Here is a 20,823-nt window from a genome sequence, read left to right as displayed (position 1 = left end):
TGCCCCGACTGGCGCTCGGCAGAAGTGAAGGTGAGAGCGTGACAGACGACGGCCCTCGCGTACCGAAGTACTACGACGTGAAACGGGCCCTGCTCGAGCTGACCAAGACGCTCGCGCCGGGTTCCGCGCTGCCGCCCGAGCGGACGCTCGCCGTACGCTTCGAGACCTCGCGCACCACGGTCAGGCAGGCGCTGACCGAGCTGGTCGTGGAGGGCCGGCTGCTGCGCATCCAGGGCAAGGGCACCTTCGTCGCGCAACCCAAGGTGGCGCAGGTGCTGCAGCTCACCTCCTACATCGGCGACCTGCGCACGGCCGGCCTGGAGCCCGACACCAAGATCCTGGAGATCGGCTACATCACCGCCGACGAGGCGCTGGCACGCCGCCTGGCGATCAACCCGGGCGGCCGGGTGCTGCGCATCCACCGGCTGCGGCTGGCCAACGGCGAGCCGGTCTCGGTCGACACCACGCACCTGTCGGCGCGGCGCTTCCCGCGCCTGCGCCGCGAGCTGGAGGTGCACTCCTCGCTGTACGAGACGCTGCACAACGCCTACAACGTACGGCTCACGGACGCCGAGGAGATCATCGAGACCGTCCTCGCCACGCCGTACGACGCCAAGCTGCTGGGGGTGGACGTGGGGCTGCCCATGCTGCTGCTGACCCGCCATGCCTTCGACGCCGACGGCAATCCGGTGGAGTGGGCGCAGTCGCTCTACCGGGGCGACCGCTACAAGTTCGTCACGAGGCTGCGTCGCCCGTGACCGGCGGGATGTTGTGGTTGACGCGGAAGATCTGGTCCGGGTCGTAGGTCGCCTTCAGCGCGGCCAGCCGCCGGTAGTTCGCCTCGGTGTAGGCGAGCCTGACCCGCTCGGGAGCCGAGTCGGGGTCGAACAGGAATCCCGGGAGCATGGCGCCGGTGTCCCACGGCCGCAGCCGCTCCAGCACCTGGTCGGCGGTTCTGCGCGCCGTGTCGGCCCGCCCGGCCGGGGCCGGCATCCGCAGCCACAGGTGGAAGGCCGCGCCCTGGGTGCTGACCGCGTGCGGGCGGCCGGGCGCCCGGTCCAGCGCCCCGCCCAGGTGACGCAGCTCGACGCCGGGGAACGGGCCGCCGGGCGCCGACGGGTCGATGAGTGAGACCAGTTCGGCCACGGCCTCGTCGTCCAGTTCGCGCAGCAACGCGCTGCGCAGGTGCGCCGTGACCGGGCCCTTGGGGTCCTGGTAGATCTCGGTGACCTCCGCGTACGGCAGGACGCCGCAGGTGTCCTTCTCCGGGCCGAGCGCGCGCAACGGCTCCACCAGCCGCGCGCCCTGTTCCCCGCTCCCCGTGTGCACCACCCTGACCTGCACCAGGGAGCGGCCCCGGTACTCCTCGGGCAGTTGCGGCGCGTCGGGGAAGCGCAGCAGCGTCACCGAGGACGACATCTCCTCCGGCTGCTCCTTGGCCCAGGCCAGGTAGGAGCCGAGCACGTGGGCGGCGTGACGGGGGTCCTCGCCCGGGTAGGAGAGCTCGCCACCGTAGACGGTGCGCAGCGGCAGCAGCTCGATCTCGGCGGCGACCACGACGCCGAAGTTGCTCTTGCCGCCGCGCACCGCCCAGAACAGGTCCGGCTCCCGGCCGGGCGAGACGCTGCGGAGCAGGCCGTCGGCGGTGACGACGTCGAGCGAGCGTACGTGGTCGGCGGCGAAGCCGTACGTGCGGCCGGTCAGCGGGAGGCCGCCGCCGGTCAGATAGCCCATGACCCCGACGTGGGCGGCGGAGCCGCACAGCGGCGCCAGGCCGTGCTCGGCCGCCGCGACGATCACCTCGTCCCACCGCAGGCCGGCGCCGATCCTCGCGGTGCGGGCGCGCGGGTCCACCGACAGCTCGCGCAGCTCCCGGGTGGCGATGAACACGGCTCCGTCGGCGGGCACCGACTTGCCGTGCCCGGTCGACTGCACCGCGACCGGACGTCCCGTCTGCGCGGCGAACCGGACGGCGGCGACCACGTCATCGGCGTCGGCGGCGACCACGACCACCGCGGGGTGGTGCTCGACCGTCATCAGGAAGCCGGAGGTGGCCTCCTCGAAGCCCTCGTCGCCGGGGAGGAGCGTGCGTCCCCGGATCGACGCGGCCAGGCCCGCCACGTCAGGCCGAGGACCCGGGGCCGGGGCGGCCAGCACCGCGTCGGCCCGCTCCAGGACGGTGCTCAGGACGCGGCCGGCGACGGCCAGGTCCTCGGCGGGCAGGTCGCCCCACAGGCCCTGGGTGATGGGGCCGAGGGCGGTGCGGATCCGCGTCCATCGGGCCTGCCCTGCCTCGCTGACCTGGATGCTGCCGTCGCCGCCGTCGCGCAGCAGCCCGGCGGCGGTCAGCTCGGCGACGCGCTCGGCCACTGATGCTTCGCCGGCCTTGGTGGCGGCACTGACCCGGCGGATGAGCTCGGCGCGGTCGACGCTCCCGCCGCCGGCCGCGGCGAGCGTGAGCGTCACCCACTGGGGTTCGGTGATGCCGGTCCCGGCGAGTTGCCGGTCCAGGATCGCGTTGAGGGTCTTCTCGGTCTGGCCGATGAGCGCGGTGCCGAAGGGCGGGGTGGTGGTCATGGCGATGCTCCGATCGTTCGTCACATAAACGTTTATATGACTAACGTTTATGGTGCGAACGAACCTACATCGTTAGTCGGACTAACGCAACAGGGATAGGATCGGCGCCATGACGGGGAAAGCCGCCGACATGCCTCATGACGCGACGCAGACGCCCGGCAGGCTCCGCGGGCGGGCGAGCCGGCTGCTGGCACAGCTGACCAACCAGTCCGACCGGCTGATGAACGAAGGGCTGAGCCTGGTCGACGCCCGCAAGTGGCACTACGCCGTGCTCGCCTCGCTGCACGAGTTCGGCCCGGGCAGCCAGGCGACGCTGAGCCGGCGCACCGGCATCTTCCGCAGCGACATGGTCGGCGTGCTCAACGAGCTGGCCGAGCGCGACCTGGTCGAGCGCGTACCGGACCCCGACGACCGGCGCCGCAACGTCATCTCGATCACCCCTCAGGGCCGCCGCCACCTCCGCCGCCTCGACAAGGTCCTGGACGACCTGCACGACGAGTTGCTCGCACCGCTGACCTCCGCCGAACGCACGGAGTTCGTGCGGTTGCTCACCCGCCTGGTGGACCACCACGGGCACGCGCACTCCTGATCCGCCTCCCCTCCGGCCCGGTCGGAGCCACCGCGTGAACCCGGCGAACTACGCTTGGCCCGATGAGCGTGATCGTGGTCAGCGGAACCGGCATCGGAGTGGGCAAGACGGTCGCGTGCGCCGCCCTGGCCGCGCTGGCGAGAGGCCGTGGGGCGAGCGTGGCCGTGGTGAAGCCCGCCCAGACCGGCGTCCCCGCCGGGGGCCGGGGCGACGTCGACGAGGTCATCCGGATGTCCGGGGTGACGACCACGTTCGAGTTCGCCCGGTTCGAGGCGCCGCTCTCGCCCGCGGCCGCGGCTCGGGCCGCCGGGCTGCCCCCGGTGTCGATGCCGCAGGCCGCCCACCGGATCGGGGAGCTGGCCGAGAGCAGCCGGCTGGTCGTCGTGGAGGGCGCCGGCGGGCTGCTGGTGCGCTACGACGAGGACGGCGCGACGATCGCCGACCTGGCCAGGCTGCTGGGCGCGCCGGTGCTCGTGGTGGCCGGGGCCGGGGCCGGCACGCTCAACCACACGGCGCTGACGCTGGAGGCCCTCGCGCACCGCGGCCTCGACCTGGCGGGCGTGGTCATCGGCGCGTGGCCGGCCGAGCCCGGGATGGCCGAGCGGAGCAATGTGACGGATCTGGAGATGCTGGCCGCCCGGCCGCTCGCCGGGGCGCTGCCGGAGGGCGCGGGGCGGCTGTCCGGCGACGCCTTCGCCGACGCGGCCCGCCGGGGGCTCGCCGTGACGCTCGGCGGCGCGTTCGACCCCGCCGCTTTCCGGGAGCCCTTGCGCTGAGCCTCCGGATGTGGCAAGTTCGGTTGCCATTTCTGGGATGCTGGAGACGTTATGGAGAACACAGCCGCGATCGAAGAGGTGCTCGCCAAGGTGGGGCCCCGGCTCAAGGGGCTGCGCGCCGAGCGCGGCCTGACGCTGACGGCGCTGGCCGAGGCCACCGGCATCTCCACGAGCACCCTGTCACGCCTGGAGTCCGGGCAGCGGCGGCCCAGCCTGGAGCTGCTGCTGCCGGTCGCCCAGGCCTACCAGGTGCCGCTGGAAGAGCTGGTGGGCGCGCCGGAGGTGGGCGACCCGCGCGTCCGGGCCACGCCGCGCAAGATGAACGGCCGCACCGTGCTGCCCCTGACCCGGCAGCCCGGCGCGCTGCAGGCGTACAAGATGGTCATCCTGCCGGAGCCCGGCGACCCCGAGCAGCAGACGCACGAGGGCTACGAGTGGATGTACGTGCTGTCCGGGCGGCTGCGGCTGCTGCTGGCCGATCGGGACCTGGTGCTGAAGGCGGGCGAGGCCGCCGAGTTCGACACGCGGCTGCCGCACTGGTTCGGCACCGCCGACGACCAGCCGGTGGAGATCCTCAGCCTGTTCGGCCGCCAGGGCGAGCGGATGCACGTGCGGGCGAGGCCCGCGAATCGCGCCTAGTCAATGCGGGACTTGGCGCGGTAACGAGCGCATGATGCGAGCATGGCTAAGGCTCTCGAACAACCGGTTCCAGGCATCACGGTCGGCCATGCCCTCCTCGCCCGACGCGGCGAGGCGGCCCAGCCGGTCAGCAAGGTCGTGCACGACGGTGACACGATCAACATCGCGGCCGACGGCAACTTCGGCGTCCGCCTGCTCGGCGTCGACGCCCCCGAGGTCAGCTTCCAGCTGCCTCGCAACCCGGACTTTCCCGACTTTCCCAAAGGCTTCGCGAGCATCTCCCATCCGGCGTGGGCGACCTTCCTGGCCGACCCGTTCGCCAAGGGCTACGAGGAGCTCACGCTGCGGTCCGCGCTGCACGCCTTCATCCTGGGCAGACTCGGACCCCGGACGGCGGCCAACCACGCCGCGCACGCGGCCCCGGCCACCCAGGCGCTCAAGGACATGATCCAGGGCGACATCACCGAGCAGGGGCACACCGACGCCTCGTTCAAGATGCGGCTGGCGTTCGCGTACGAGATCCTCGACCGCTACGGGCGGCTGCTCTGCTACGTCAACCGCGAGCAGCGCGAGAAGCCGCGCCCGGCCCCCTACAACGAGCGGCTGCTGGTGGCCGGGCACGCGGTGCCGTACTTCATCTGGCCGAACGTCGACCCGTTCATCCGCCAGGAGGGCCGGATCGCGGACGCGGTGCCGGCGCCGGGCACCGCCAGGACGATCGCCGAGGCCGGTGCGCTCGGCCGGGCCAGGCACGCGGTGCGCGAGGCCCGCACGGCCGGGCTCGGCCTGTGGAACCACGCAGAGCCGCTGGCTCTGCTCCCCTTCGAGCTGCGCTTCCTGGCCCAGCGCCGGGCGCCCGACCGCTACGTGCTCGACCTGTCGGACAACGCGCGGGAGCTGCTGCACCCGCAGAGCTACTTCCGCGTCCCGAACCCCGAGGACCGCCTGTTCGTCAACGCCGAGCACGCGCCGCTCTTCGAGCGGAAGGGCTGGTCGGTCCCGCCGCCGTGAGGGTGGGGCTAGCCCCACCCCGCACGCGCACACCAGGCCCATGTCCGGCACCCTCCGGGAGTCAATACCGTGGAGGCATGAAACGACCCCGGGTGGCCACGGCGTGGCTGGACACGGCCCACGTGATGACCGGGCTGCCCGTCGCGTTCGTGCTCGCCGCGCTGACGCTCGCGTCGGCCGTGGCCCCGCCCGTCCTGCGGCGCAGCGTGCCCTGGTTCACGCTGGTGCAGCGCTCCAGGTTCGAGGCGTTTCTCGGGGTACGCATCCCGCCGGTGGCGCCCGCGCGCACCTTGCGCACCTCCAGCCTGTGGCGGCAGATCGCCTACCACCTGCTGTCGCCGCTGGTCAGCATGCTGGCGGTCTTCCTGGTGGCGTCGGCCTGGGGCGCCGCCCTGGTGGGGGTGACGGCCTTCCTGCCGCCGCTGCTGCAGCCGCCGCCGCTGGTCTTCCTGTTCGACCTGCGCAATCCCAACGTGGTGACCGCCTACATCATGGCGGGGGCCGTACTCCTGCTGGTCGCGCCCCTGCTGGCGCGCGGGATGGCGCTGCTGGACCTGTCGGTGGCGCGGGCGCTGCTCGGCCCGAGCCGGCACGACCTGGGCCGGCGCATCGAGACGCTGACCGAGAGCCGCGCCGGCGTGATCGACGCCGCCGACGCCGAGCGGCGGCGCATCGAACGCGACCTGCACGACGGCGCCCAGCAGCGGCTGGTGTCGCTGGCGATGAACCTGGGCCTGGCCCGCGCCACGCTCACCGACCTGCCCGACCCGGCCCGCGAGGCGATCGAGCACGCCCACGAGGAGGCCAAGCAGGCGCTCAAGGAGCTGCGCGACTTCGTCCGCGGCCTGCACCCGGCCGTGCTCAACGACCAGGGCCTCGACGCGGCGCTGTCGGGCGTGGCCGCGCGGACCCCCATCCCGGTGCGGCTGCGCGTCGACATCGACCGCCGCGCCACCCCGACGATCGAGGCGGTGGCTTTCTTCATCGTGTCCGAAGCACTGACCAACATCGCCAAGCACGCCGCGGCCACCAAGGCCGAGGTGCGTGTGCGGCGCGAGCGCGACCGGCTGCACGTGCTGGTCCACGACGACGGCTGCGGCGGCGCCCGGCTCGACGGCGGCACCGGGCTGCGCGGCCTGGCGCAGCGCATCGACGCCGTGGACGGCACGCTGCGGCTGAGCAGCCCTCTGGGCGGCCCGACGACGATCGAGGTGGACCTGCCGTGCGCGTAGTGCTCGCCGAAGACTCCGTGCTGCTGCGCGAGGGGCTGGTCCGGCTGCTGGAGGCGGCCGGGATGGAGATCGTGGCGGCCGTGGCCGAGGCCGAAGGGCTGCTGCGGGCCGCCGAGGAGCACCGGCCCGACCTGGTTCTCACCGACGTGCGGATGCCGCCCACGCACACCGACGAGGGGCTGCGGGCCGCGCTGGTGCTGCGCCGCCAGCAGCCGTCGCTGGCGGTGCTGGTGCTGTCGCAGTACGTCGAGGAGCGATACGCCGCCCAGCTCCTCGCCTCGGCCACCGGCGGCGTCGGCTACCTGCTGAAGGACCGGGTGGCGGACGTGGCCGAGTTCGTCGACGCGCTGCGCCGGGTGGCGGGCGGCGGCACGGCGCTGGATCCCGAGGTGGTCTCCCAGCTCCTGCTGCGCGGCCACAGCGACCCGCTGGAGCGGCTGACGCCGCGCGAGCACGAGGTGCTCCAGCTCATGGCCGAGGGCCGCTCCAACGCGGGCATCGGCGCGCACCTCGTGCTCAGCGAGGGGGCCGTGGGCAAGCACATCGGCAACATCTTCGCCAAGCTGGACCTCCCGCCCGCCGAGGGCGACCACCGGCGGGTGCTGGCCGTCCTTCAGTTCCTCAAGATCAGGAGCATGCCATGAGAGCGGCCTGGCTGGTCGTCGGCTCGGTGCTGACCGTGTTCGCGGTGACGCTGTCGACCGGGCTGATCTGGCGCGGGTTCGCCTCCGCCCGTGAGCCCACCGAGACCACCGAGCGCGCCATCCCGATCGCGGCGCTCACGGCGCTGCGTGTCGTCTCGGAAGCGGCCGTGGACGTGCAGATCTACCCGGGGGAGGCCGGGCAGATCCGCATCCTGCGATGGATGCGCTGGTCGAAGGAGAAGCCCACCGTGTCGGAGGACTGGGACGGCCGGACCCTGCGCCTGGACGCCTCCTGCCCCGGCACCGGATTCCTGGACGGGCCGATCTGCGACGTCGAATACCAGATCATGCTGCCGCAGGACGTCGACCTGGAGGCCACGACCTCGGCGGGCGGCATCTCCGTGGACGACATGGCCGGCGACGTACGCATCGACACGGTCTCCGGCCGCATCCACCTGAGTGACCTGCCCGGCGCGTTGCACGCCCGGAGCGGCTCGGGCAGCTTCTGGGGCAGCGCTCTGCGCAGCGAGCGGGTGGACGTGGAGATCGGCTCGGGCGACCTGGACCTGTCGTTCATGAAACCGCCCGGCCAGGTGCGGGCGATCGTGAGGACCTCCGGCGACATCCGCATGGACCTCCCGCCCGCCGCCTACGACGTGACGGCCAGCGCGCCGGAACTGATCATGGCGCCGGACAGCGACCCCGCCTCGTCCAGGAAGATCACCACCTCCACCCCCGACGGCGCGTTGTCCATATGCTGCTGAAACTCTGTTTACTTTTGTGACTCGTTGGTAAGTTCCCGGCATGGAGTCTGCGAAGCACGCCGGCGACGCCGCTGTCGCCGTGTCCAAGGCCTATGGTGTCGAAACCATGTTCACCCTGTCGGGCGGGCATGTCTTCCCCCTTTACGACGGCGCCCAGCACGAGGGCATGCGCATCCTCGACGTACGCCACGAGCAGAGCGCGGTCTTCGCCGCGGAGGCCACCGCCCGGCTGACCCGCAACCCCGGCCTGGCGGTGCTGACCGCCGGTCCCGGCATCACCAACGGCGTCAGCGGCGTGGCCACCGCGCACTTCAACGGCTCCCCGGTGGTCGTCCTGGGCGGGCGCGCGCCGCAGTCGCGCTGGGGCAGCGGCGCCCTCCAGGAGATGGACCACCCGCCGCTGCTCGCCCCGATCACCAAGCTGGCCTTCACCGCGTCCGGCGCCGACTCCGTCGGCCAGGACGTCGAGACCGCCTTCCGCACCGCGGTGGCGCCGCACCGCGGCCCGGTCTTCCTCGACGTCTACATGGACCACCTGTTCGCCCCCGCCCCCGCGCCCGAGCCGAGCACGCAGTCGCCGTCACCGCTGGAGCCCGACCCCGACGACCTGCGCGCCATCGCCGCGCTGCTCGCCGAGGCCGAGCGGCCCGTGCTGGTGTACGGGTCGGACGTGTGGATGGACCGGGCCGAGGAGGCCGCCCGCGACTTCGCCGAGACCTGGCGGCTGCCCGTCATCCCCAACGGCCAGGGCCGCGGCATCCTGCCCGCCGGGCACGACCTGCTCGCCACCCGCGCCCGCGGCCTCGCCTTCGCCCAGGCCGACCTGGTCGTCGTCATCGGCACCCCGCTCGACTTCCGCCTCGGCTACGGCTGGTTCGGCGGCAAGGACGGCGCGCCGCTGGCCAAGGTCGTGCACATCGCCGACGCGCCGTCCGGCATCGCCACCCACATGCAGCCCGTCGCGTCCGCCGCCGGCGACCTGTCCGTGGTCCTGTGGAGCCTCGGTACGGCCTGCGGCGACGCGGGCGTCAAGCCGAGCCGCTACGCCGGCTGGGTGAGCACGCTGGCCGACACGGCCGCGGCCGCCATCGCCGGCGACGCCGCCCTGCTCGCCGCCGACTCCGACCCGATCCACCCCATGCGCATCTACGGCGAGCTCGGCAAGGTGCTGGCCGACGACGCCGTGGTGATCGGCGACGGCGGCGACTTCGTCTCCTACGCGGGCAAGTACGTCGAGCCCCGGCAGCCCGGCAACTGGCTCGACCCGGGCCCGTACGGCTGCCTTGGCACCGGGCTCGGCTACAGCATCGCCGCCCGGCTGGCCAGGCCGTCCTCCCAGGTGGTGCTGCTGCTGGGCGACGGCGCGGCGGGCTTCTCCCTCATGGACGTCGACACCCTCGTACGGCACCGCCTGCCGGTCGTCATGATCTGCGGCAACAACGGCATCTGGGGGCTGGAGAAGCACCCGATGCAGCTCCTGTACGGCTACGACGTGGCCGCCGAGCTGCAGCCGCAGTGCCGCTACGACCAGGTGGTCACGGCGCTGGGCGGCGCCGGCGAGCTGGTCACCGACCCGTCGGAGATCGGGCCCGCGCTGCGCCGTGCCTTCGACTCCGGCATCCCGTACATGGTCAACATCGCGACCGACCCGCAGGTCGCCTACCCCCGCAACACGACGGGGGTGTGACTACGGCTTGACGGTGGTGGTCGCGGTGACGGTCGGGGTGGGCGTGTTGCAGGTCGGCGTCGGGATCAGCACCGCCTCGACCGTCTTGCCCATCTCCAGCATCTCGCCGCCGTCGGGGAACGTCTGCCCGACCATCTTGCAGGTGTCGGGCAGGGTGCCGTCGGTCTGGTCGTCGGCCTTGAACCCGAAGCCGGCCGCCTTGATCTTGGCCAGGGCCTGCGCGTAGGGCAGGTTGACGACCTCCGGCACGGCCTTCTTCGGCTTGGGCGTCGGCGTGGGGGTCGGCGTCTTGGTCTTCGTCGGGGTGGGCGTGGGGGTCGGGCTCGGAGACTCGGTGGGCTCGGTCTCCTCGGGCGTGGGCGTCGTCCTGTCCCTGATCGGCTGTTCCCGCGTGACCGTCGGCTTCGACCTGGGAGGCTTCGTCGTCGGAGTGCTGGGCTCCTCGGTCTTCGTCTCGCTGATGCTCACCGTCGGCGTCGGCTGGCTGATCTGCGGGCCACTCTCCGCGCTCATGTTCGTCAGCGCGACGGCGCCCGCGCCCACGCCGAGCACCAGCGCGGCGGCGAGCCCGGCCACCAGGCCGCCCCGGCGCGGGGCCTTGGCGGCGCGGCGGCTGCCCGCGCGCGAGCCGGCCACGGTCGTGGCGTCGGGAGGAGACTGCACCGCGCCGGTCTGGTAGGCCTCGGCCGGCGGGGCCATGGTGGCGCCCGTGGTCGGCATGGGGGCCTGGGTCATCGGGATCTCACCCGTGGCGACCATGCGGGCGGCGTCGCTCATCGCCCTGGCGCTGGGGAAGCGCCGCGCCGGGTCCTTCGACAGCGCCCGCTCCACCAGCGCGCGCACCGGTGCCGGGATGTCGGGCGGCAGGGGCGGGGGCGCTTCGCGGATGTGCTTGAGCGCGATCGTGACAGGGCTGTCACCGTCGAACGGCCGCTGACCCGCCAGGCACTCGTAGGCGACCACGCCGAGCGCGTAGATGTCGACGGCCGGCGTGACGGGCGCGCCCTCGGCCTGCTCCGGAGCGCAGTAGGCCGCGGTGCCGAGCACCATGCCGGCGTCGGTGAGCCGGTTGGCCAGGTCGGAGCGGGCGATGCCGAAGTCGGTGATGACGAGCGTGCCGTCGCGCTGCACCAGCAGGTTGCCCGGCTTGACGTCGCGGTGCACGATGCCCTGGTCGTGCACGGCCTGGAGCGCCGAGGCGGCCTGCGCGATCAGCTCCATGGCGGGCTGCGGCGAGATGCGGCCGAGGCGGCCGAGCAGGCGGTCGAGCGGCTCGCCGTCGACGAACTTCATCACCAGGTAGACGGTGTCGCCGCTGACCCCGTAGTCGTAGACGTCGACCACGCCGGGGTGGTTGATCGTCGCCATCGCCCGCGCTTCCCCCTGGAAGCGGGCGAGGAAGCCGGGGTCCTGCATGCGGCCCGGGAGCAGCACCTTGACGGCGACGGTACGCGCGAGAACAGTGTCTTCGCCGCGCCACACCTCGCCCATGCCTCCGGCGCCGATGCGGGTATCCAGGCGATACCGCCCCGCCAGCGTCGTCCCTTGGGCCACCATGACTCCCCCGCTACCCCTTGCTTTCTAGACCCTCTCCCACCCCAGGGTTCTCAACAAAGCGAACTTGTGTCGCGGTGCGGTAACACGGAGGTCACGGAACTCCGAGAGTGTACGACCCAGATTCCTCACACGCCACACAAATGCCACAAGTTGTCCCACCCTATCCTGCGGCCTGCGGGCTACGCTTGTCCCCGTTTTCCGCGAGATCACCGCACCGCACTAGGCTTGCGCCATGACGCTCGCTCCGGGTCTCCGCTCCCAGCTGCTCACCATGGTCGAGCGGAGCGACACCGCCGAGAAGATCGGCAGCGGCGACGTGCCCGTGCTCGCGACGCCCCGCCTGCTGGCCCTCGCCGAGCAGGCCACCCTCCAGGCGGCCGCCCCGCACCTCAAGCCGGGCGAGACCTCGGTCGGCACCCGGGTCGAGCTCGAACACCTGGCCGCCAGCCCGGTCGGCACGCACGTGCAGATCGGCGTCGAGCTGACCGAGGTCGACGGCCGGCGGCTGGTCTTCGGCTTCCAGGCCACCGACAGGCGCTCGCTCGTCGCCCGGGGCACGATCGAGCGGGTCGTGGTCGACCGCGAGAGGTTCCTGGCGCGCGTCACTCGATGACGGCGATCAGGTCGCCTTCCTGGATCACGTCGCCCTCGGCCACCTTGAGCTGGGCCACCACGCCGTCGTCCTCGGCGAGCACCGGGATCTCCATCTTCATCGACTCGAGGATGACCAGCGTGTCGCCGTCGGAAACCTCGTCGCCCTCCCGGACGACGACCTTCCACACGTTCGCCACCATCTCAGCTCGGACCTCAGCCACCGCGACTCCCCTCTTCCAATGATTCAACAGTCTTACGCACGCTTGGCGCGCATCCGCCCCACCAGGCCCGTGTCATAGTCGCCGGTGACGAACTCGTCGTTGTCCAGCAGCTCGGCGCAGAACGGCAGGTTGTTCTTGGGCCCCTCGACGGTGAACCCGGCGACCGCCTCACGGGCCCGCTCCAGCGCCTCGGCCCGAGTGGCGCCGTGCACGCAGAGCTTGGCCATGAGCGGGTCGTAGAACGGGGTGACCGTGTTGCCCGACTCGTAGCCCGAGTCGACGCGCACGCCGTCGCCCGAGGGCTCGTCCCATGCGGTGATCTTGCCAGGTCCGGGGAAGAAGCGCTTGGGATCCTCGGCATACACGCGGAACTCGATGGCGTGCCCGCCCACCTCGGGCGTCACCTCGGGGCTCTCGCCCGCGGCGACCCGCAGCTGCAGCTCGACCAGGTCGAGGCCGGTGACGAGCTCGGTGACCGGGTGCTCCACCTGGAGCCTGGTGTTCATCTCCAGGAAGACGAAGTCCTGCGCGTCGGCGTCGACCAGGCACTCGACGGTGCCGGCGCCCAGATAGCCGACGGCCTCGCCGGCCCGCACGGCCGCGGCCAGCATGCGCTCGCGCAGCTCGGGCGTGATGCCGGGGGACGGCGTCTCCTCCACGACCTTCTGGTGGCGGCGCTGCACCGAGCAGTCACGCTCGCCCAGCGCCACGACCGTGCCGTCGGGCCGGCCCAGGATCTGCACCTCGACGTGCCGGGCCCGCTCGATGTAGCGCTCCAGCAGGATGGCCGGACCGGCGAGCACGTCACCGGCGCCGCCCGCCGCCGCTGCCGCCGCGAACCGCAGCGCCGCCCTGGACGCCTGCTCGAACGCCTTGCCCAGCTCCTCGTCGTCATGGGCGACGCTCATCCCGATCCCGCCGCCGCCTCCGGCGGTCTTGACCATGACCGGGTAGCCGATCTCCTTGGCGGCCGTCATGGCGAGGCCGAGGTCGGTGACGGGCTCGCGGGTGCCGGCGGCCACCGGCACGCCCGCGTCCTCCATCAGGTTACGGGCGTTGATCTTGTCGCCCATCCGGTCGATGGCCTCCGGGGCGGGTCCGATCCACACCATCCCGGCGGCGATGACGGCCTCGGCGAAGCCGGCGTTCTCGGCGAGGAAGCCGTAACCGGGGTGGATCGCGCGGGCGCCCGTGGCGCGCGCCGCCTCCAGCACCTTGGCCGGGTCGAGATAGCTCTGCGCGGGGTTGGCCGGCCCGATCAGCACGGCCTCGTCGGCCTCGCGCACGTACGGCAGGTCGGCGTCGGCCTCGGAGTGAACCGCGATGGCGCGCAGGCCCAGCCGCTGGACCGTACGGATGATCCGGCGCGCGATCTCCCCTCGGTTGGCGATCAGGACGGGTCCGAGCGTCTCATTAAGCACGTCGCCAACCCTACGACCGCCGGGGCCGCCACCCCTTTCCCCCGAAACCACCGATCCGGACAATCGGATCTGTAGGATTCCTACAATTGCGAGGGGGCCGAACCGCGCGGCCAAGGCTGCCGTACTGCGAGGACCTACAGGGCCGTCAGCGCCGGTGCACCGTCCGGTTGGCGACCCGGGCCAGCGCCTCCACCGCCTCCGCATCGTACGCGGTGCCCGCGGCGAGCCTGAGCCGCTCCAGGGCGGCGCCCGCGCGGTCACGGTCGGTGGAGCCGCCGAGCAGGTCGTCGTAGGCGTTGGCGACCTTGATGATGCGGCTCGACAGCGGCGGGTCCTCGCTCACCGGGTCGCACTGACGGCTGACCAGGTCGGCCACCCGGTCGAGCACGCCGGTCTGCCTGATCACCTCCGCGCCCAGCTCGGCGATGCTGCGGGCCTGCTCGGGGTCGGTCAGCACGGTCGCGCCGCCGGGGATCGGGTCGCGCAGCGAGAGCTGGCCGATGTCGTGCATCAGCGCGGCGTACTCCAGCTCCAGCAGCTCCGGCTCGGCCATGCCCAGCTCCCTGCCGACCGCCACGGCCAAGCGGCTGACCCGGCGCGAATGGCCCGGCTCGACGTAGCCGCCGACCTCGGTGACCCTCGACAGGGCGCGGACCGTCTGCAGATAGGTCGCGCGGATGCCGGCGTACTTGCGGAAGGCCACCTGGGTGACGAGCAGCGGGGCGGCGAAGACGAGCAGCGCGACCAGGTCCATGCTGTGCGTGGCCAGCGCCAGCAGCACCCCCGAGGAGGCGACGGCGGCGCCGAGCGGGAGGGCGACGTTGATCTCGTCGCGCACGGCCACCCGGAACGCGGTGCGCATCTGCTCGGCCCGCAGCATGGCGGCGACCAGCACGTCGATCAGCACGGAGAGGCTGATGAGCGCCACCATCAGGCCGAGCGCCGGCCACCACGTGCCGGACTCGCCCTGGGTGAGCCGGTAGAGGGGGTCGGCCAGCGGCCGGAAGGCGAAGGCCAGCAGCGCGCCGGTCAGCAGGCGGCGGGCCATGGCGTCCAGGCGCGGCGGACGCCCGACCGCCAGGTGCGGCAGCGCGCCCGCGATCATGCCGACCGCGATCACGGCCACGACCTGGAGCGCCGAGTGGCGCAGCGGGGCCTGGCTGAGGTCGAGCAGCAGCGTGTAGCCGAGCGCGGCGGCGGCGCCGATGGGGGCGACCTCGCGGTTGCCCGGCATGGTGAGCCTGGCCAGCTCGCCGACCGCGATCAGCGCGCCGAACCCGACGGCGATCTCCGGCCGGTCCAGCCCGACGGCCGAGGTGTTCGCGATCCCGGCCACGGCGACCAGCCCCGCGGCGCCGATGAGCAGAAGCTGGCCGGTGCCCAGCCGCTGGTAGGTCACTGGCCCGTCACCACTTCGATGGGCATCGTCGGGTCGTCATGGTCCTTGATGTGCGTCTCGGCGTCTTCGGGCGAGGGCGGGTCGACGCGGCGCGGCGGCTGCCACGGCTCGTGCTCCAGCGCCTTGACGAAGGCGGCCACCATGACCGGGTCGAACTGGGTGCCGGCCCCCTTGCGCAGCTCCTGCACCGCCACCTCGACCGGCCGGGCGCCGCGGTAGGAGCGGTCGGAGGTCATCGAGTCGAACGCGTCGGCCACCGCGATGATCCGCGCGAACTCGGGGATCTCGTCGGCGGCCAGCCCCATCGGATAGCCCTTGCCGTCGTGGCGCTCGTGGTGGTGCATGATCCCGGCGAACGCCTCGTCGAGGAAGTCGATGCCCTGCACGATCTCCAGCCCGCGCATCGGATGGAGCTGGATCGCGGCGAACTCCTCCTCCGTCAGCGGCCCGTCCTTCTGCAGCACCTTGGTCGGCACGCCGAGTTTGCCCACGTCGTGCAGCATGCCGGCGTAGCGGATGGCGCGCAGCCGCTCCATGCCCATGCCGACCTCCTGCGCGATCATGCCGGAGGCGAGCGAGACCCGGGTGCAGTGGCCCCTGGTGTAGTAGTCCTTGGTCTCCACCGCCTGGCACAGGGCGGCCATGGTGGCGTCGTAGGAGCGCTGCTGCGCGTGATACTGGCCGAACGCCCAGCGCGCCACGAACAGCGGCACCAGCACGAGCACGGCCGAGATCGACTGCACGGTCGCCCACAGCCCCGCCACGAGCAGCCCGAACGTGCCGTATCCCAGGTAGGACAGCAGGAACTGGGCCAGCCCGCGCAGCGGCACCTCCTCGGCCCTGACATGCGTGGCCAGCCGGATCATGGTGAGCGTGAGCAGGATGTTGAGCGGCACGAACACGGCGGTCGCCGCGGCGTACGGGCCGATCAGGTCGTCGAAGGCGGCGACCTCCGGCACGCCGACCGCGCCGCCGAGCCACACGTACACGCCGCCCGCCGCGTAGCCGCAGATGGCGAACTGGGCCCCGTTGAACACGCGTTTGATCAGCGGCAGCCCGGGACGCACGCTGAGCACGGCGGTGAGCCCGACGAGCGCGGCCCCCTCGGGCCCGATCAGCACCACCGCGGCCAGCGCGGCCGAGAAGCTGACCGACACCGCGAACTGCTCCACGTTGAGCAGGGTCGGCATCGACTCGCACACCAGGAACAGCAGCACGAGCACCAGCAGCACGTCGAGATTGTCCGGCGCCACCAGGGCTCCGGAGGTGACCACGCTGCGCCCGATGAGGGCCGCCGCCGCGGCGATGACGCCGAGCAGGTAGACCCTCGCGGGCCACGGCAGATCACGCATTGTGGCCCCCCACGTGCATCAGGTCCAGGAAACCCCTGGCGGCACGGCTCCACCCGCGATCGCCGCGACCACGGGGGCGATGAGCACGGCGGCCGTGAACAGCCTGGCGACCATTGCCTTCAACATCCACTCGCCTCCACGTCGACTCCTGGGGCTCACGCTACAGAAGAAGGCGAGCTCGCACGGGCGGAGTCGCGAATCGCAAGCAAAGCGTAATCAAGCCACTACCCGAGGCGACCGCGCGCCCACTCGACGGTGAGCTTCACGCCGGTGGACAGGTCGGTGCGCGGCTCCCAGCCGAGCCCTTCGAAGGCGGGCACCGGGTCGACCGCCATGGCGGGCAGGTCGCCGGCCCTGGGCTGCGCGAAGCCGGGCTTGTCGGGCGCGCCGGCCGCGTCGGCGATCAGCGAGTGCAGCCGCCGGTCGGTGGTCTGGATGCCGGTGCCGAGGTTGTACCGGCGGCCGTTGCCCTCGGCCCCGCACGCGCGCACGAAGCCCTCGACCACGTCGTCGACGTAGACGTAGTCGCGGGTCTGCGTGCCGTCGCCGTAAAGGACGGTGGGGGTGCCGTTGAGCAGCCCGTCGGTGAAGATCGACACGACGCCCGCCTCGCCCTCGGGCGACTGGCGCGGCCCGTACACGTTGGACAGGACCAGCGTCGTGTACTCGATCCCGTAAAGCGCCCGGAAGGTGGCCAGGTAGGTCTCGCCGCTCAGCTTGGAGGCGGCGTACGGGGAGCGCGGATCGGTGGCGGCGTCACCCGGCACCGGGATCGTCGCCGGCCGGCCGTAGACCGCGACGGACGAGGCGAACACCACCTTGCGCGTGCTGCCCTCGTGGGCCGCGGCCAGCACCGACGCGGTACCCTCGACGTTGAGGCTCGCGTCGTGCACCGGATCGGCCACGCTCTTGCGCACGCTGATCTGCGCGGCCAGATGGCAGATCACCTCGGGGCGCAGCTCGGCCGCCAGACCGCGCAGCGCGGGGTCGCGGATGTCGAGCTCGTGCAGCGTGAACCGGCCGTTCGCGGCGGCCGCCGCCAGGTTGTCGCGGCTGCCCGAGGACAGGTCGTCGACCACGGCCACCTCGTGCCCGCCCGCGAGCAGGCGGTCGACGAGATTGGACCCGATGAACCCGGCACCCCCGGTAACAAGCACGCGCATGGGGGAATCCTAGTCGGCCAGATCCGCCCTTACTTGCGCGATACGCGCCAGCACTTTGGCCCGCAGATCATCCGGAATCGGGTCACAGCCGCACTTCTTGGCCACGATCTGCTTGATCGCCTTGTCCAGGTCGTACTCCTGGAGACAGGGACCGCACTCGTCGAGGTGCACGCGGATGCCTGCCACGTCGTGCTCGGTCAGCTCACCGTCGAGGTAGGCGTAGACCTTGTCGAGAACCTCGCGGCAGTCGGTGTCGTGCGGGTTGCCACAGCTCATTTCGATCCCTCCGTCGGGACCAGGCCACGCTCGCGAGCATAGTCCTCAAGGAGGCCTCTGAGCTGCCTGCGCCCACGGTGCAGCCTCGACATCACCGTGCCGATCGGAGTCCCCATGATGTCGGCGATCTCCTTGTACGGGAAGCCCTCGACATCGGCGAGGTAGACCGCGATCCGGAACTCCTCGGGCAGTGCCGCGAGTGCTTGCTTGACGTCACCGTCGGGCAGGTGCTCCAGCGCCTCCACCTCGGCGGACTTCAACCCGCTCGAAGTGTGGGACTCGGCCCGCGCGAGCTGCCAGTCCTCGATCTCCTCGGTGCCGGACTGCTTGGGCTCACGCTGCTTCTTGCGGTAGGTGTTGATGAACGTGTTCGTCAGGATCCGGTAGAGCCACGCCTTGAGGTTGGTGCCCTGCTGGAACTGATGGAACGACGCGAACGCCTTGGCGAAGGTCTCCTGCAGCAGGTCCTCCGCGTCCGCCGGGTTTCGGGTCATCCGGAGGGCGGCCGAATAGAGCTGCTCCAGATAAGGCATCACGTCGCGTTCGAAACGCTCGCTCCGCTGCTCCAGAGTCTCCGCGCCTGTCGCGGGCACCGGGCCCACCCCCCTAAGATCACCGGTGGCCTGCTGAGGCGGGACACCGTACTCAGGGGAGAATACCCGCTTGTCAGCGACCGACCGGTCACCGGGGAGGGAGTCGAGCAATGTGAGCATGCTCGTCGCAACACGCCCGCGCCTTCGTCTGTTCCCGCAAGATAGAAGGTGACGAACAACCCGGTGCGGGGAAAACCATACGTACCGGCTGGTAGCCAATTCCGGAACCCAGGAGTCGCGTGTGCTGCCCATTCCGGCCGAGGAACTCAACGGCTCAGGGACGCTGGGGCCGTACTGGACCTTCTATCATGCCGTCGTCGCCGAACAGCTCACCAGGTGGCTCCCCGGCGAACCCTCCGTGATCCTCGACCTGTCGGGCGGCCGCGGCCGCTGGTCCGGCCAGGCGGCCAGGGCCGGGCACCGGGTGATCGAGGTGCTCGACTTCCGCCGCACCGCCGAGGGGCACCACCGGCTGCGTGATGCCGACCTCGTCCGTCACGTACGCGCCGACGACCTGGCGTTCCTGCCTGACGAGAGCGTCGACGCGGTCGTCGCCGAGGAGCGGGCGATGTCGATCGAGCTCATGGCCGAGTCGGCGATGAGCGACGTGGCGCGGGTGCTGCGCCCCGGCGGGCGGGCGCTGGTGTGCGTCGACTCGCTGGTGCTCGGCATGGCGATCCTGGCCGAGCAGGGCCAGTGGCAGCACCTGCGGCAGACCGGCGAGGTCATGCTGGTGCCGTGGCCCGACGGCAGCATCACGCGCTGCTTCAGCAGCAACCAGTTGCGTGAGCTGCTCGCCGGCGCCGGGCTGGAGGTGGAGTGGATGCGCCCGCGCACGGTGCTGTCGCCGTCGACGGTCGACCACGTGCTCGGCTCCGACACCAGGACGCTGGCCTATCTGGTGCGCACCGAGCTGGAGGCGAAGCCGGCCGACGACGACACCGTGGGCATCCACCTGGTGGCCAGCGCCCGCAAGAGCTAGCGGCGGCGCTCCCGCTTGGCCTGGCACTGCACGCACCGGGCGGCCTCGGGGCGCGCCTCCAGGCGGCCTTCGGGCACCGGGCTGGCGCAGTCGACGCACTCGCCGTAGACGCCCTCGTCCAGGCGTTTGAGCGCCTCGACGACCGCCCGGCGCTGCGTGGTGGCCACGGTCACCATGGCCTGGGCGCGGTCGGCGTCGGTCAGGTCCGAGCCCGCGTCGGCCGCCGATCGCTCGCGGATCGCCACCGGGTCGCCCTGGAGCACCGCGATCGATCGATCCAGCTCTGCCAGCATTTCTTCCAGCCGCTCACGAGCGGTCGTGACGTCCACGAATCCGCACCTCCGGGATGGTGAGGGCAACCCGCGGCGGAAAGATCCCCGGTAATCCCGCCCGGCGCTGTTTATAGGGGTGACTCCGTGTGAACGGATGTAAAGCTTTCCTCACCGGATGCCCACTACGCGTGCTTCTTACACCTTTAGGAAACCCCTTCCGGCAAGGGCTTGATGAGGTCCGGGCCATTGTTCCGGACATTGTTGACATCCGTGCTGACCGGATGAGCGGTCAGCCGTCCGGGATCGGCGGGCACCAGCAAGCCCGAGGCCGTCTTGGTGTCGGTCAGCTTCGGGTCGAGCCATTCGGCCCACCGCTCCCGCTCGATCATCATCGGCATCCGGTCATGGATGCGCCCCAGGTCGTCCTCCGCATCGGTGGTGATCACCGTGCACGTCACGAGCCACTTGAGCGGGTCGTCGTCGTCGCGCGAGGGGTCCTTCCAGAACTCGTACAGCCCCGCCATCGCCAGCACCCCGCCGTCGGCCGGATGGATGAAGTACGGCTGTTTCTTCTTCTTGTCACCCTCGACCGGCATCCACTCGAAATAGCCGTCGGCCGGCAGCAGGCAGCGCCGCTTGGCGAACGCCTGCCGGTAGGACGGCTTCTCGGCCACGGTCTCGATCCTGGCGTTGATCATCCGTGACCCCACGGACGGATCCTTCGCCCAGGCGGGCACCAGCCCCCACTTGACCACCCGCAACTGCCGCACGGCCCGCGCGGCGTCCTTCGGGACCCGGCTGAGCACGGCGTAGACGTTCTTGGTCGGCGCGACGTTGTAGTCGGGCCCCAGCTCCTTGTCAGGCTCGGCGTCCAGCTCCACCTGGAACTCCTCCAGCAGCTGGTGCTTGTCCCGCGCCGACGCGTATCTCCCGCACATGCCTTCACAGTGCCACGTACGGCTTTCGCATGCATGTGCGAGAGGACTGGGGGATACTCTCCGTGTCGAAGAGATCACGAAGGGACACAGACGCCATGGTCACCACCTCGCACCCGACCCCCCACAGCGCCACCCC

The 20,823-nt window shown here is 71.7% G+C and carries 22 protein-coding genes; 11 read left to right on the top strand and 11 right to left on the bottom strand.

Annotation, left to right across the window (positions count from 1 at the left end; genetic code table 11):
- Positions 1-38: 38 nt before the first annotated feature.
- Positions 39-758 (top strand): GntR family transcriptional regulator, encoded by a 720-nt coding sequence (locus ADY59_RS30570; protein ID WP_049569261.1) that lies wholly within the window; start codon positions 39-41, stop codon positions 756-758.
- Here ADY59_RS30570 and ADY59_RS30565 read toward each other — a convergent pair.
- A complete protein-coding gene (locus ADY59_RS30565) occupies positions 736-2,601 on the bottom strand; it encodes an FAD-binding oxidoreductase (protein ID WP_156325836.1) in 1,866 nt (621 codons plus the stop codon). The genes ADY59_RS30570 and ADY59_RS30565 overlap by 23 nt on opposite strands.
- An 85-nt stretch (positions 2,602-2,686) precedes the next feature.
- On the opposite strand from ADY59_RS30565, the gene ADY59_RS30560 reads away from it, so the two are divergent.
- The 8 genes from ADY59_RS30560 to ADY59_RS30525 all read left to right on the top strand — a co-directional run bounded on the left by ADY59_RS30560 (position 2,687) and on the right by ADY59_RS30525 (position 9,919).
- Positions 2,687-3,166: a MarR family winged helix-turn-helix transcriptional regulator gene (locus ADY59_RS30560; RefSeq protein WP_049569260.1), complete on the top strand. Its 480-nt coding sequence runs from the start codon at positions 2,687-2,689 to the stop codon at positions 3,164-3,166.
- Between the two features lie 62 nt (positions 3,167-3,228).
- On the top strand, positions 3,229-3,942 hold the full coding sequence (bioD, locus tag ADY59_RS30555) for a dethiobiotin synthase (RefSeq protein ID WP_049569259.1): 714 nt from the start codon (positions 3,229-3,231) through the stop codon (positions 3,940-3,942).
- Positions 3,943-3,993: 51 nt separating this feature from the next.
- The gene (locus ADY59_RS30550; RefSeq protein ID WP_049569256.1) at positions 3,994-4,581 is read left to right on the top strand and encodes a helix-turn-helix domain-containing protein; all 588 of its coding nucleotides are present in this window, start codon (positions 3,994-3,996) and stop codon (positions 4,579-4,581) included.
- Between the two features lie 42 nt (positions 4,582-4,623).
- Positions 4,624-5,592 (top strand): thermonuclease family protein, encoded by a 969-nt coding sequence (locus ADY59_RS30545; RefSeq protein ID WP_156325835.1) that lies wholly within the window; start codon positions 4,624-4,626, stop codon positions 5,590-5,592.
- 77 nt (positions 5,593-5,669) lie between these two features.
- Entirely contained in the window at positions 5,670-6,824 is a 1,155-nt protein-coding gene (locus ADY59_RS30540; RefSeq protein WP_049569251.1) for a sensor histidine kinase, read from the top strand.
- Entirely contained in the window at positions 6,815-7,468 is a 654-nt protein-coding gene (locus tag ADY59_RS30535; protein WP_049569249.1) for a response regulator transcription factor, read from the top strand. The genes ADY59_RS30540 and ADY59_RS30535 overlap by 10 nt, the downstream gene beginning before the upstream one ends.
- Positions 7,465-8,232, top strand: coding sequence for a DUF4097 family beta strand repeat-containing protein (locus ADY59_RS30530; RefSeq protein ID WP_049569246.1), 768 nt, complete (start codon positions 7,465-7,467; stop codon positions 8,230-8,232). The genes ADY59_RS30535 and ADY59_RS30530 overlap by 4 nt, the downstream gene beginning before the upstream one ends.
- 40 nt (positions 8,233-8,272) lie before the next feature.
- Positions 8,273-9,919: an acetolactate synthase gene (locus ADY59_RS30525; RefSeq protein ID WP_049569245.1), complete on the top strand. Its 1,647-nt coding sequence runs from the start codon at positions 8,273-8,275 to the stop codon at positions 9,917-9,919.
- Here the strand turns inward: ADY59_RS30525 and ADY59_RS30520 are convergent, their stop codons facing one another.
- Entirely contained in the window at positions 9,920-11,476 is a 1,557-nt protein-coding gene (locus ADY59_RS30520) for a serine/threonine-protein kinase (RefSeq protein ID WP_049569244.1), read from the bottom strand.
- Positions 11,477-11,708: 232 nt separating this feature from the next.
- Here ADY59_RS30520 and ADY59_RS30515 point away from each other — a divergent pair, with 232 nt between their 5' ends.
- Positions 11,709-12,089 (top strand): thioesterase family protein, encoded by a 381-nt coding sequence (locus ADY59_RS30515; protein WP_049569243.1) that lies wholly within the window; start codon positions 11,709-11,711, stop codon positions 12,087-12,089.
- Here ADY59_RS30515 and ADY59_RS30510 read toward each other — a convergent pair.
- From ADY59_RS30510 to ADY59_RS30480, 7 genes are all read right to left on the bottom strand, one after another.
- Positions 12,079-12,291: a biotin/lipoyl-binding carrier protein gene (locus ADY59_RS30510; RefSeq protein ID WP_156325834.1), complete on the bottom strand. Its 213-nt coding sequence runs from the start codon at positions 12,289-12,291 to the stop codon at positions 12,079-12,081. The genes ADY59_RS30515 and ADY59_RS30510 overlap by 11 nt on opposite strands.
- Before the next feature lie 32 nt (positions 12,292-12,323).
- A complete protein-coding gene (locus tag ADY59_RS30505) occupies positions 12,324-13,712 on the bottom strand; it encodes an acetyl-CoA carboxylase biotin carboxylase subunit (protein ID WP_049569238.1) in 1,389 nt (462 codons plus the stop codon).
- Between the two features lie 145 nt (positions 13,713-13,857).
- Positions 13,858-15,111, bottom strand: a complete 1,254-nt coding sequence (locus ADY59_RS30500) for an HD-GYP domain-containing protein (protein WP_049569236.1) — start codon at positions 15,109-15,111, stop codon at positions 13,858-13,860.
- Complete coding sequence (locus tag ADY59_RS30495; protein WP_053175285.1) at positions 15,108-16,463, bottom strand: HD-GYP domain-containing protein; 1,356 nt, start codon at positions 16,461-16,463, stop codon at positions 15,108-15,110. The genes ADY59_RS30500 and ADY59_RS30495 overlap by 4 nt, the downstream gene beginning before the upstream one ends.
- Before the next feature lie 224 nt (positions 16,464-16,687).
- On the bottom strand, positions 16,688-17,626 hold the full coding sequence (locus tag ADY59_RS30490) for an NAD-dependent epimerase/dehydratase family protein (RefSeq protein ID WP_049569235.1): 939 nt from the start codon (positions 17,624-17,626) through the stop codon (positions 16,688-16,690).
- 9 nt (positions 17,627-17,635) lie between these two features.
- A complete protein-coding gene (rsrA, locus tag ADY59_RS30485; protein WP_049569230.1) occupies positions 17,636-17,902 on the bottom strand; it encodes a mycothiol system anti-sigma-R factor in 267 nt (88 codons plus the stop codon).
- The gene (locus ADY59_RS30480) at positions 17,899-18,504 is read right to left on the bottom strand and encodes a sigma-70 family RNA polymerase sigma factor (protein WP_049569228.1); all 606 of its coding nucleotides are present in this window, start codon (positions 18,502-18,504) and stop codon (positions 17,899-17,901) included. Before ADY59_RS30480 ends, rsrA begins: the two co-directional genes overlap by 4 nt.
- 232 nt (positions 18,505-18,736) lie before the next feature.
- Between ADY59_RS30480 and ADY59_RS30475 the strand changes: the two genes are divergently transcribed.
- Entirely contained in the window at positions 18,737-19,477 is a 741-nt protein-coding gene (locus ADY59_RS30475) for a class I SAM-dependent methyltransferase (protein WP_053175282.1), read from the top strand.
- Here ADY59_RS30475 and ADY59_RS30470 read toward each other — a convergent pair.
- A complete protein-coding gene (locus ADY59_RS30470) occupies positions 19,474-19,806 on the bottom strand; it encodes a TraR/DksA family transcriptional regulator (RefSeq protein ID WP_049569223.1) in 333 nt (110 codons plus the stop codon). The two genes, ADY59_RS30475 and ADY59_RS30470, sit on opposite strands and share 4 nt — an antisense overlap.
- 146 nt (positions 19,807-19,952) lie before the next feature.
- Entirely contained in the window at positions 19,953-20,687 is a 735-nt protein-coding gene (locus tag ADY59_RS30465) for an SOS response-associated peptidase (RefSeq protein WP_049569221.1), read from the bottom strand.
- Between the last annotated feature and the right edge of the window lie 136 nt (positions 20,688-20,823).

Source organism: Nonomuraea sp. SBT364 (assembly GCF_001083785.1).
GTDB lineage: Bacteria > Actinomycetota > Actinomycetes > Streptosporangiales > Streptosporangiaceae > Nonomuraea.
Note: the sequence above shows the minus strand (reverse complement) of the source record. Positions and strands in the feature narration are given on the sequence as shown.